Source organism: Providencia hangzhouensis, from assembly GCF_029193595.2.
Taxonomy (GTDB): Bacteria; Pseudomonadota; Gammaproteobacteria; order Enterobacterales; family Enterobacteriaceae; genus Providencia; species Providencia hangzhouensis.
The window spans coordinates 4503173-4515965 of the sequence record NZ_CP135052.1; the positions used below are offsets into that span (position 1 = coordinate 4503173).

The 12793-nt window shown below is 42.6% G+C and carries 11 protein-coding genes; 1 reads left to right on the forward strand and 10 read right to left on the reverse strand.

Translation table 11 applies throughout. The features are described from left to right. Positions 1 to 564: 564 nt before the first annotated feature. Genes fdoI through fdnG form a run of 3 tightly spaced genes read right to left on the reverse strand, consistent with a single transcriptional unit; the run spans position 565 to position 5221 of the window. Entirely contained in the window at positions 565 to 1221 is a 657-nt protein-coding gene (gene fdoI / locus PZ638_RS20695; RefSeq protein ID WP_094961977.1) for a formate dehydrogenase cytochrome b556 subunit, read from the reverse strand. Further along, positions 1218 to 2162 (reverse strand): formate dehydrogenase subunit beta, encoded by a 945-nt coding sequence (gene fdxH, locus PZ638_RS20700; protein ID WP_004906826.1) that lies wholly within the window; start codon positions 2160 to 2162, stop codon positions 1218 to 1220. Before fdxH ends, fdoI begins: the two co-directional genes overlap by 4 nt. Positions 2163 to 2173: 11 nt before the next feature. Beyond that, positions 2174 to 5221: a formate dehydrogenase-N subunit alpha gene (gene fdnG / locus PZ638_RS20705; RefSeq protein WP_144141024.1), complete on the reverse strand. Its 3048-nt coding sequence runs from the start codon at positions 5219 to 5221 to the stop codon at positions 2174 to 2176. A 174-nt stretch (positions 5222 to 5395) separates the two neighbouring features. Between fdnG and fdhD the strand changes: the two genes are divergently transcribed. After that, positions 5396 to 6226 carry a formate dehydrogenase accessory sulfurtransferase FdhD gene (fdhD, locus tag PZ638_RS20710; RefSeq protein WP_036959175.1) on the forward strand — a complete coding sequence of 277 codons (831 nt, stop codon included), beginning with the start codon at positions 5396 to 5398 and terminating at the stop codon, positions 6224 to 6226. Positions 6227 to 6236: 10 nt separating this feature from the next. On the opposite strand, the gene PZ638_RS20715 is transcribed toward fdhD, so the two are convergent. The 7 genes from PZ638_RS20715 to rpmH all read right to left on the reverse strand — a co-directional run bounded on the left by PZ638_RS20715 (position 6237) and on the right by rpmH (position 12008). Beyond that, complete coding sequence (locus PZ638_RS20715; protein WP_140172675.1) at positions 6237 to 7556, reverse strand: type II toxin-antitoxin system HipA family toxin; 1320 nt, start codon at positions 7554 to 7556, stop codon at positions 6237 to 6239. Then, the gene (locus PZ638_RS20720; RefSeq protein ID WP_036959176.1) at positions 7556 to 7813 is read right to left on the reverse strand and encodes a helix-turn-helix domain-containing protein; all 258 of its coding nucleotides are present in this window, start codon (positions 7811 to 7813) and stop codon (positions 7556 to 7558) included. Before PZ638_RS20720 ends, PZ638_RS20715 begins: the two co-directional genes overlap by 1 nt. A gap of 329 nt (positions 7814 to 8142) precedes the next feature. Then, on the reverse strand, positions 8143 to 9507 hold the full coding sequence (mnmE, locus tag PZ638_RS20725; protein ID WP_094961981.1) for a tRNA uridine-5-carboxymethylaminomethyl(34) synthesis GTPase MnmE: 1365 nt from the start codon (positions 9505 to 9507) through the stop codon (positions 8143 to 8145). A gap of 100 nt (positions 9508 to 9607) precedes the next feature. Beyond that, positions 9608 to 11257, reverse strand: coding sequence for a membrane protein insertase YidC (yidC, locus tag PZ638_RS20730; protein ID WP_094961982.1), 1650 nt, complete (start codon positions 11255 to 11257; stop codon positions 9608 to 9610). A 2-nt stretch (positions 11258 to 11259) separates the two neighbouring features. Continuing rightward, entirely contained in the window at positions 11260 to 11520 is a 261-nt protein-coding gene (gene yidD / locus PZ638_RS20735) for a membrane protein insertion efficiency factor YidD (protein WP_036959180.1), read from the reverse strand. Then, positions 11484 to 11843, reverse strand: coding sequence for a ribonuclease P protein component (gene rnpA, locus PZ638_RS20740; RefSeq protein WP_004906229.1), 360 nt, complete (start codon positions 11841 to 11843; stop codon positions 11484 to 11486). The genes yidD and rnpA overlap by 37 nt, the downstream gene beginning before the upstream one ends. 21 nt (positions 11844 to 11864) lie before the next feature. Then, positions 11865 to 12008: a 50S ribosomal protein L34 gene (gene rpmH, locus PZ638_RS20745; RefSeq protein WP_004906236.1), complete on the reverse strand. Its 144-nt coding sequence runs from the start codon at positions 12006 to 12008 to the stop codon at positions 11865 to 11867. Positions 12009 to 12793: the final 785 nt, after the last annotated feature.

A 12793-nucleotide genomic window follows, 5' to 3' on the forward strand; every position in this document is an offset into this window, starting at 1 on the left:
TTATATTTATTAATAATTACATTACTCTTTTTATTAAATAATATCACCAATGTCCAGCAATTAATTCTTTTAATATATATGCATTATAACATTCTTAAAAAAAACAAATATCAGAACATTAGTTTACTTTTAAATTAAAATAAAAAACAAAGTCTCGAATTAATCAGCAGTGACCATTTAAGATAGACCTTTATTGATCTAATATCAATATTCAATAGCTATTCACAAAAAAACAACAATCACAAAAATAGTTTATTATCAATAAATTAAAGGGTTGATGTCTTTTTTTTACATAATATAAAAACGAATAAATGTTTATTTGTTTATTATTGGTTTAAAAAAATTGTAAATCATACGCGAAATAAGAGCATCTTTATTTGATGTGTATTTTTTTATTAATCTTATTTTGATTAACTATAATGATAATAAATCGCAAACAGGTCATCAAATAAATATATCTAATTTTATTTCTTTCAAATAAATTGAATGTTTATATTTTTTAGATATAAAAAACCCACAAATAACATTAGTCATTTGTGGGTTTGATAACAACAATAATAAAACTTAGTTTTTCTCTTGTTGCTGTTTTTGCTGTTTTTCTTTTTCCAAAAGCTGGCGGTACCACAATGGATGGTGTTTTCTAGCCCAACCACGAGTCACCCAACCTTCAACCATCGCACGTACTGAACCTTTCACCCAAATCGCTGCATAAGCGTGAACCACAATCATGATGATCAACGCAATCGCAGAGAGCGAGTGAATAAGAATCGCTGCACGATAAACAGGGATTGGGAAGTAATCTGCAAAATAAGGGCGCCACATAATCACTCCCGTGACCACCAGCGCTAATAAGCAGATAGTGACAACCCAATAAACCCCTTTCTGACCGAGGTTATATTGGCCGACATCGCCCGCCTCTTCGTTTTTCAGTACTTTGCCGATATTTTTTGCCCACTTGATATCTTCTTTATTAATGAAGTTATGATGGAAATAGCGGAAGAACATAAATACGAACAGCAAGAACATCGCCGTACCCACAAATGGATGCAAAATTCGCGACAGTTGTGGTGTGCCTAAAATATTCATAAACCAGTTTAGTGAAGGGAAAAAGAACCCTAACCCACTGATTGCCGTGAACAAAAAGCAAATCACAACCGCCCAGTGATTGATCCTTTCAATCGGCTTGTGGCGGATAATTTTGTCGTTATCATCTGGCATCATTTCTGATCCTCCCCTTCTTTTGATTTCGAAGTGTCAGATGACATTGCATTATGCAAATCTTCTAAAGCCTCTTCTTCATCTTTTTTGGAGACGCGGTTTGGACCAATACCCACATAGTGGAAGATGGCCGCCGCAAATGTTGCAGCAAAACCAACCGCTGCTAATGGTTTCCAGATACCTTTCCAGAAAGTCACTGTTGGGCTGATTGTCGGGTTTTCTGGTAATCCGTGATACAACTGAGGTTTATCTGCATGGTGCAGAACGTACATCACGTGCGTACCACCAACCCCCTCAGGGTCATATAAACCTGCGTTTGCATAACCACGAGTTTTCAGCTCTTCAACACGCTCACCAGCCATGTTAATCATGTCTTCTTTGCTACCGAAGTGGATAGCGCCGGTTGGACACGTTTTCACACACGCAGGCTCTTGACCGACTTCAACACGGTCAACACACAGCGTACATTTGTATGCACGGTTATCTTCTGGGTTGATGCGCGGTACATCAAACGGACAACCCGCAATACAATAACCACAACCAATACAATGTTCTGATTGGAAATCAACGATACCGTTTTTGTACTGTACTATCGCGCCTTCCGAAGGGCACGCCTTCAGACAGCCTGGGTCAGCACAGTGCATACAACCATCTTTACGGATCAGCCATTCAAATTTATCGTTCTCTTCCACTTCAGAGAAGCGCATTACCGTCCATGATTTAGCGGTTAAATCTGTTGGGTTATCATATACCCCAACGTTCGTCCCGATTTTGTCACGGATATCGTTCCATTCGGAACACGCGACCTGACAAGCTTTACAGCCGATACAGGTCGTCACATCGATAAGCTTTGCAACTTCTTCCTTATAGTCCCGCACCTGAGGCGCGGGAGTCAGGGAATTGGTGGCAGAGCGACGAATAATGTCCTGAGATTGCATTGACATAATTTATCTCCTTACACCTTTTCCACATTGACAAGGAACGATTTAAATTCCGGTGTCTGAGTATTCGCATCACCCACATACGGCGTTAACGTGTTAGCAATAAAGCCTTTCACAGCCAAGCCTTCAAAGCCCCAGTGAATAGGGATACCGATAGTATCAATATCTTTACCCGCCACTTTCAGCGTATGAATACGTTTGGTGACCACCGCTTTTGCTTTGATATAACCGCGTTTAGAGCTGACTTTCACCGTATCACCTTGTTTGATACCTTTTTCATTCGCCAGACGTTCACCAATTTCTATGAACTGTTGTGGCTGAATGATGGCATTTAACAAGGCATGCTTTGTCCAATAGTGGAAATGTTCAGTCAAACGATAAGTCGTTCCCACATAAGGGAATTCTGTCGCTTTACCCATTTGTGCCCAGTCATCTTTAAACACACGAGCAGCAGGGTTTGATACGACTTTTGGATGCAATGGGTTAGTATCCAGCGGCGTTTCAATTGGTTCGTAGTGCTCTGGGAATGGGCCTTCAGCCATTTTATCCAGTGCGAATAGACGTCCCATACCTTCTGGCTGCATGATAAATGGACCAACACCACTTCCCGGCGCAGCATTGCTATAGTCAGGAATATCCATTCCTATCCATTTGCTACCATTCCACTCGAGGATTTGGCGTTTTGGATCCCATGGTTTACCCATTGGGTCTGCTGATGCACGGTTATAAATCACACGGCGGTTCAGAGGCCACGCCCATGCCCAACCTAATGTATTCCCCAGACCTGTTGGGTCAGAGTTATCACGGTTAGCCATTTGGTTGCCTTTTGGCGTCCAGCTACCTGTAAATATCCAGCAGCCACTCGCGGTGGTACCGTCATCACGTAACTGTGCAAACGAGCTCAGCAACTCACCTTTTTTCGCAATAACGTTGCCATCAGCATCTTTCAAGTCAACTAAAGCATAGCCATTGTTTTCTTGAGCAACTTCTTCTGGTGTTGGGTTATCGCGGTCGAAGTAATTCCAAGTCATACTTAGAACTTGTTCAGGTACCGCACCGCCTTCAGAGGCATACAGTTGGCGTAAACGGTGGAAAATACCAGACAGGATTTCACCATCACTGATAGCTTCACCTGGGGCATCCGCACCTTTCCAGTGCCACTGTAACCAACGTGCCGAGTTCACAATCGAACCATTTTCTTCAGCAAAACAGCAAGATGGCAGACGGAATACGGTAGTTTGAATTTCTGCCGGGTTCACATCATTCATTTCGCCGTGGTTTTGCCAGAAATTCGACGTTTCGGTGTTCAGCGGGTCAACGGTGATTAAATACTTCAGCTTAGAAAGCGATTTAATAACTTTGTTTTTATTCGGGAATGAAGCTACTGGGTTAAAGCCTTGGCAGATATAGCCATTCACTTCCCCTTTATCCATCATTTCGAAATAACGCAGTACATCGTAGCCTTGATCCCATTTCGGTAATAAATCAAAGCCCCAATTATTTTCTTTCTGCGCTTTATCGCCATAGAACGTCTTCATCAAACTAACAAAGAATTTCGGGTAGTTACCCCAATAGTTTACCTGGCCTTCAACCGTCGCTTTTGGCGTGTTTGCAGCTAAGTAACTTTCTAATGTCGTTTGTTTTTCTGATGGTAAGGTCAAATAACCCGGCAAGCTTTGTGACAATAAGCCTAAGTCAGTCAAACCTTGGATATTGGAGTGTCCACGCAGGGCATTTACACCACCGCCTAACATCCCCATATTACCCAGCAGTAATTGGATCATCGCCATGGTACGGATATTTTGCGCACCCACGGTATGTTGAGTCCAACCTAATGCATATAAGAACGAGGCTGTTTTATCTTTAGCACTGGTTTCAGCCAAATACTCACAAACTTGTAGGAAGTCTTTGATCGGCGTACCACAGATATTATTCACCACTTCAGGTGTATAACGGCTGACGTGCTCTTTTAATAGGTTTAACACACAGCGTGGGTGTTTCAGAGTCGGATCGCGCAGCGCAAGGCCGTTTTCATCCATCTCATAGTTCCACGTGGTTTTGTCGTATTGACGTTTTTCTTCGTCATAACCTGTGAACAAGCCGTCATCAAAACCATAATCTTCACGAATAACTAAACTGGCGTTGGTATACGCTTCCACGTATTCACGCTGAATTTTTTCATTATCCAGTAAGTATTTGATAACACCTGATAAGAACGCGATATCTGTACCAGAACGGATAGGCGTGTAAAAATCCGCCACTGCCGCAGTACGGGTAAAGCGTGGGTCAATCACAATTAATTTGGCTTTATTATGGATTTTAGCTTCCATCGCCCAGCGGAAACCGACTGGATGCGCTTCTGCCGCATTACCACCCATAACGACAACTAGGTTTGCATTTTTAATGTCAACCCAGTGGTTGGTCATCGCACCGCGACCAAATGTTGGAGCAAGACTTGCTACCGTTGGTCCGTGTCAGACACGCGCTTGGTTATCGACGGCAAGCATGCCGAGAGCGCGGGTAAATTTTTGTGTTACAAATCCACTTTCGTTACTGCCCGCCGATGCGCACAGCATACCAGTGGTCAGCCAACGGTTAACGGTGACACCCTCTTTATTTTTCTCAATAAAGTTCGCATCACGGTCTTCTTTCATTAACTTAGCGATACGGTCAAACGCGTCGTTCCACGTGATACGTTTCCACTCATTGGTACCCGGCTCACGCACTTCTGGGTATTTCAAGCGGCTTTCACTGTGGATGAAATCGATAAGTCCAGCACCTTTCGGACAAAGTGCACCACGGTTTACCGGATGATCCGGGTCCCCTTCAATATGGAAAATGCTCTCTTTTGCATTTTTCGCGCCATCACCGAGGCTGTACATTAACAGCCCACAGCCGACAGAACAGTAGGTACAGGTATTTCTGGTTTCCTTCGCACGCAGTAATTTATACTGGCGCGTTGACGCTAACGCGGTAGCGGGTGCAAAACCCAAAGCCGCTGCAGTCGTACCTGCCATACCGCCAGCGCAGATCTTAAAGAACTGCCTTCTGCTGACTTGCATGGGGATCTCCTCATTTACATTGCTCATGTTTACCTAACGTCAATCGCGATAATCAGGTAAACTGTTCTTATTCAACGTCTTCCTTACGTATCCAGGTTCATTGCCTGGCAAATGGTGTAAATTCTTTTTACCCATAATTAATATTATGTATCATTAATGCTAGGAATTCATCTAATGTATGAAACAAATACTACAAATGACTCCAAATTAATCAAAATGATTGGCTTAAACCAAACAACCGTGCAACAAAAAGGCAACCTTAATTTACCCGTTAATGATTATGTTGCGGAGGAATATCCTGTTGCTTTAGTCTTCAATGGCATATCTCACGTAGTGATGATGGCGACGCCAAAAGATTTGGCGGATTTTGCTATCGGGTTCGCCCTTTCGGAAGGAATAATACAGTCAGGTGATGAAATTCGTGGAATTGATATCGTTGAAGGCTGCAACCGCGGAATTGAAGTACAAGTTGAATTATCTAGCCGCCGGTTTATGGAGTTAAAAGAACGTCGTCGTAATCTAGCGGGGCGTACAGGCTGTGGTATTTGTGGAACAGAACAACTTGAAGAAATTTTCAAACCGATCGCCCCGCTACCTTTCACCCAAACCTTTTCTCTCTCGCACCTTGATAATGCATTACATGAATTGAAAAAAGTGCAAGAGATTGGTGCGCTGACAGGTTGTACCCATGCGGCCGCATGGATTTCACCAGAAGGGCAATTAGTCGGTGGATGCGAAGATGTCGGCCGCCATGTTGCACTCGATAAACTTTTGGGTATGAAACATCGCAACCAATGGCAACAAGGTGCAGTACTGGTTTCTAGCCGTGCCAGCTATGAAATGGTGCAAAAGGCAGCCAGTTGTGGCGCTGAAATTTTATTTGCCGTTTCTGCTGCCACCGCGCTTGCTATCGAAGTCGCCGAAAAAGCCAACTTGACGTTAGTCGGTTTTTGTCGTCAGGGAAAAGCCACGGTGTTTACGCACGGGAGCCGAATTAAAGATTAAAGGGGCATAATTAGTCCCAGCCTTTATTTAATCTCGCTGCTTTGTGATGTAATCCGGATAGAATTGAGTCTGCGATATGCTCAGGGAAATCTGTGGGTAATTGTTCTCTCACTTTCTTAATAACACTTTCCATTTGCTCACCAAATTCAATTAAGATTTTTTCCATCTCAGCACGATCAAATCCAACGGCTTTGGCCGTTGAAAAAAAATGTCTTGGGAAAATTTGCTCTATATTGTATTTCATCCCCCTTGTTCCCTTCAGCCCCATAGCCAATTTGGCATCTCTAGGGTTAATTCCCCTCCCCCCATAACTAGGATACATGGACAAAATATCGTAAAAAGGTGTTAACTGATAACGGCCTTCAGGTTCAATAAATAATGAAAAATTTTTAGCATGGCCATCCGTCGCTGCAAGTAACCAAAACAAAACCTGGCTCTTCATAAACTGATATCTATCTTTCTCCGCATTTATTGAACCTAATAAGTAATTCATAATTTCAGAAATACCCGGTCCACCATGATTTTGATATTTTCTTGCCGGTGAAATATTCAATGTTTGACAAAAATCTTCTTGTGGTAAACGCATAATCCACGAGGAATCAGAAGAATATTTACGGTCAAAACGTTCAACCGCTAACGCCTTTATTTCACCTACATTTAAAATAAAGCTATAGGGCACATCTAGGCCAAACTCTTTTGCTATCAATAAACATAAATATTCATTTTCTACACTATCCGACATATCTATCGAATAAGAATGGCTTTCTATTTTACCAATGGGAAGTTTAATAATATGGGTAGTTGGAGTCGCATTCTGAGGTAAGCACCAATGCCCATCTAAATAGAGTAATGCGGTTTTCTCTTGAGCGCCCGCAAGTGAGATCCTAAAGTCATCTTCATCTTCAATCATGCCTAAAGGAGCATTCGCTTTATACCCTGTTAATATTTTTTCTAGTTGCTTATTAGATAAGGGTTTATATTCAATTTTTCTGATATTACTGACTCTTTGCCCATCTAGAATGAGTTGTAAAGCCCCCACACTATCCTGGCCAATCTTAGATAATAAATCGAAAGGTTGATTTGAATCCGCTTGATAACGACTAACAATTCGATTCCGTATCTCAATATTGTCCGGTAGGAGATTATCAAAAAAATTATAAACTTCGTCTCCTCGATATTCTTGGTGCCTAAGTGGCATTGATAAAGAAATAGGTCGAGCACCTGATGTTTCCAACCAGTGACTATTATAAGTAAATTGGTGAGCACCAGTACTTGAACGAATCAAATCCCCAACTAAGTAACCATTCATGTATACATGCAAAGTCGCCATCACCACTCCTCCTTCCATCCGGAGTCTGAATTTGATGAGCCGCTTTCATTTCGCGGTTTAATATCGAGTTCTAAATTGAGGGCAGATAAAATCTTAAAAAAGGTTTCTAATTTGGTAGAGTCAGGAGAGAGTTCAAAGCTAGAAACAGTATCTTGCCGAATACCTACTTTACTAGCGACTTTGCTTTGAGATAACTTTTTCGTCTCTCTGACATCCTTCATATAAGCACTAAGTTGTCGGGTATTCGTCACTTTCATTTTAAAACCTACCTTATTTTTCACCCTAACAATATTTACACGCTATAACCGGTAAACATTATATTACACGCTATAGCCGGTAATATCAAGATTACACGCTATAGGAGGTAAACCATAAATTACACGCTACAGCGTGTGAAAAATATATTAATAAGTATGGCCCACAAAACAGCCAGTGCCATACCTTAGCAAGGTAAAGCTTATATATTACTTGGTTGCTAGAACTTAATAGAGAATTAAGACAGGAAAAATGGAGGGGAGTACCGATAAAGCAAACCTACACGTAATACCGTGTAGGTTATAGACGATAGATGATAGGTGATACCGTATCACTTCCCGATACAAAAACTTGAGAAAATACGGCCTAATAAATCATCAGAAGTAAATTCACCGGTGATTTCGCTAAGTTCCTGCTGAGCTAAACGTAATTCCTCCGCCAGTAACTCACCGGAGCGAGCATTCACTAACTGGTCATAGCCCTGTTCAAGGTGAACGGCTGCTGCATTCAGTGCTTGTAAATGACGACTACGAGCAAGGAAACCACCTTCTGTATTACTGTTAAAGCCAATGGCTTCTTTTAGGTGATCGCGCAACAAATCAATGCCTTTTTCTTCGCGCGCAGACAAGCGAATTAACGGATAACGGGTATTATCAATAAACTCAACCGGTTCGCCTGTCATATCTGCTTTGTTACGAATGACGGTGACCGGAAGTTCATCAGGTAAACGCGCCATAAATTCAGGCCAAATCTCTTGCGGCTCTGTAGCATTGGTTGTGGTGCTATCTACCATAAACAGCACATGGTCCGCTTGTTCGATTTCTTTCCAAGCACGCTCAATACCAATTCGTTCCACTTCATCACTGGCTTCACGTAAGCCTGCGGTATCAATGATATGCAATGGCATGCCATCGATATGAATATGTTCACGTAACACATCACGCGTCGTTCCCGCAATATCCGTCACAATCGCAGCTTCACGGCCCGCCAATGCATTTAGCAAGCTCGATTTTCCTGCATTTGGGCGCCCAGCAATAACCACCTTCATGCCTTCACGCAATAAACTGCCTTGGCGTGCTTGGGAGCGAACTTGTTCTAAATCTGCCACGACTTCGTTGAGTTTAGCTTCAATTTTACCGTCAGACAGGAAATCAATTTCTTCATCTGGGAAATCGATAGCGGCTTCCACATAGATGCGCAAGTGAGTGAGTGCTTCCACCAATTGGTGAATATGGGAAGAAAAAGCCCCTTGTAACGAATTCATCGCTGAACGTGCCGCTTGCTCTGAACTCGCATCAATCAAGTCAGCAATCGCCTCAGCTTGCGCTAAATCGAGCTTATCATTTAAAAATGCACGTTCAGAAAACTCACCTGGATTCGCAATACGAATGCCATCAATCGTTAATATTCTTCTTAACAATAAATCAAGAATAACAGGGCCACCGTGTCCTTGTAACTCAAGGACATCTTCTCCCGTAAATGAATTTGGTCCAGGGAAGTAAAGCGCAATACCTTGGTCAAGAACAGAGCCTTCCTCATCACGAAATGGCAGGTAGTACGCATAACGTGGTTTAGGGAGTTTTCCTAGCACGATTTCAGCAACTTGTGCCGCTTTCGGGCCAGATACACGTAAAATACCGACACCACCACGACCGGGAGGTGTTGCCTGTGCGACGATAGTATCGTTGATTTGCATGATGTTTCTCTGTCATTCCTATAAAAAATTAAGGCGGTCATTAAATGGCCGCCTTAATATTATATCGATAGCTGAGCAGAAGGCTCACCTAAAATTCAATTTATTTCTTTTCTTTCTTATCGCGACTATGCAGACCACGTTTTTCCAGACCACGGTAAATCACTTGTTGCTGGATGATGGTTACTAAGTTACTCACGATATAATACAGAACCAGACCTGATGGGAACCACAGGAAGAAGACAGTGAACACGACTGGCATGTACGTCATAATCTTCTGCTGCATTGGATCAGTCACAGCGGTCGGTGACATTTTCTGAATCACAAACATTGTCACACCCATCAATACAGGCAGGATGTAGTACGGGTCTTGTGCAGACAAGTCTTGAATCCAACCAAAGAACGGTGCGTGGCGCAGTTCAACAGAACCCATCAACATATAGTAAAGTGCAAGGAAGATAGGCATTTGAATCAGCAGAGGTAAACAGCCACCCAGTGGGTTTACTTTTTCTGCTTTATACATCGCCATCATTTCTTGGCTCATACGTTGTTTGTCATCACCAATACGCTCACGCATTGCAGCCAGTTTTGGTTGCAGTAAACGCATTTTCGCCATCGAGGTGTACTGTGCTTTAGTCAGCGGGTACATAATACCACGAACGATAAAGGTAATAACGATGATGGCAATACCCCAGTTACCCACAAAACCGTGAATGAATTTCAGCAGTTTAAACAGTGGCTGAGAGATAAACCATAACCAACCATAATCAACGGTTAAGTCTAAATGTGGTGCAACTGCGGCCATTTCAGACTGAATTTCAGGACCAACCCATAATGTTGATGAATAAGTACCTGCACCATTAGCTGCGATAGTCATTGGTTCACTCTTATAACCAATGATGGCAGACTTTTTATCTAGGTCGATGGTATAGAAAGTGCTCTTTTCTGCACTTGCAGGGATCCACGCCGTTGCAAAATATTGTTGCAACATTGCCACCCAGCCACCTTTAGTGGTCAAGTCGAGGTTTTTATCTTCGATGTCACCAAAGCTATATTTTTTATAGTTGTTTTCATCAGAAGAATACGCCGCACCACGATAAGTATGCAGAGCAAAGTTACTGCTACCGGTATCACGCTCTTTTGGTAACTCGATAGTTTGTTTTAACTGACCGAAGAAAGCGAGACTCAGTGGTTGAGCTGTTGGATTTTGAATACTGTATTCAACTTCAACAGTATATTGGCCACGTTTTACAATGTACGTTTTCTGATACACAACACCGTTGTTATCAGTAAATGTCATTGGTACGCGCAAGACGTCTTGGCCTTTCTCTAATGTGAAAGTTGTAGAATCTGCGCTATACAGCGGACGTTCGCCATTATTATTTGCTGGGTTGTCTGGGCCATGAAGACCAATCAAACCACTTTGTGCCTGGTAGACAAAACCTGGGTTAGTTTCCAGTAAACGGAAAGGGCTTTCCGAATGAAGGGTCGCAGGATAGGCTAACAGGTCAGCCTCATCGATATCACCACCACGAGTATTGATGCGAATATCCAGTACATCAGTCTTGACTGTGATGAGCTTACCTTGCCCACTGCCAGTTACGGCTTGAGCATCACTGCTTGGCATATCCGCTTGTTGCGAAGTTTGAACAGTTTTAACGTCCTGAGCAACTTTATCGCTCTCCCAGGCCTGCCAAACTAAGAACGACACGAACAACAAAGCGATGAGTAGAAGATTGCGTTGCGAATCCATCGTTATAATTCTCTATTATCATCAGTTTTTCTAGGTGGGACAGGATCATCTCCACCAGCGTGTAAAGGGTGGCATTTTAATACGCGTTTCGCCGTTAACCAACTCCCTTTTAGCATACCAAACCTGCGCAATGCCTCAATTCCGTAATTTGAACAAGTAGGATTGAAGCGACAACGAGGCCCTAACAACGGGCTAATAGCCAGTTGGTAGCCTCTGATCAGCATGATCAGGATTTTTGAGCCAAGCGACGGTGACGACGCCATAACTTATCCAATGCTTCCGTGATCTGTTGATTGTCCAGATTAGCGACCCCTTTCCTTACCAATACCACAAAATCCATTGAAGGCAACTCATGTTGATGCAGACGAAAATATTCACGCGCTAACCGTTTAATACGATTTCGCTCATGAGCTCGTTTAACATTTTTTTTGGCGATGGTAAGACCGATGCGGGGATGCCCCAGCTCGTTTAGGCGACCAAGGATTGTTATCTCTGGGGAACTCGCCCTCTGCGGCTGCTTAAAGACATTATCGAAATGCCTGGGAGTTAACAAACGTAACTCCCGGGTAAAAGCGAGCGTAACCACTTGAATAGAGGGCTAGCTTTATTACTTAGATGAAACGGTCAGACGAGCGCGGCCTTTAGCACGACGGCGAGCCAGAACCTGACGACCATTTTTAGTGGCCATACGAGCACGGAAACCGTGTGAACGGTTGCGCTTCAGTACGGACGGTTGAAAAGTGCGTTTCATAACGATTTCTACCTAACTTTTAAATTTATTACTGATTCAGTAAACGCGTTGGCAACCAGTGGAAACTGATTTACACCTGTGCCTCTATCGCAACAATATAGAAAGAGGCAGGATTGTAATAAAACATAGGGGGTCACGTCAATGAAATGACGCAATCAAACCACTTTTATTTATAGCCTGGCTGACCGGTTTGCCGACATATGTTGTGACAGCCGACGAATGATTACATCCGCATACTGGCTGAAAACCTGCTTTTGCCCCCGCCCTGCCTAACATTAACGTTAAAATAGAGCGATATAGCCCAACAAGTTTACCTCAGTTTCGTGTAAAAATCACATCAGTACTGTACACAGGGAGGAAGATTATACGGACTCCGCCCCAAAGCGCAAGGATCTTCAAGAGATCTAAAAATATTTTTTGATCATACAGAATATTTACCGTAAATCGTCTAAAGTTATCCCCAGCATGTGGAAAAATGACAGCAAATTAAGATAACCCGGTCTATTTCTTCTTTATAACGGGTGCCTTATCACATTTACCTGTGGATAAAAAGCATAAAAACTGTGTAAAAGAATGGAGATCTCTGACTAATTTTGCGGTATGATCGCAGGTCTATTTCTGATCTAACGATCGGCAATATGCAGTAAGTAAGAGTTAATCTAAAACATTTTTGGGTCATGCTACTACATGCTATTAAACTACATGCGATTAAAAGTAAGCCCGAGAAATTTCTTTGTTTACATCCGTACTTCTTGTTCCATTGACCTTGTTTAGGGGAGTCCAAC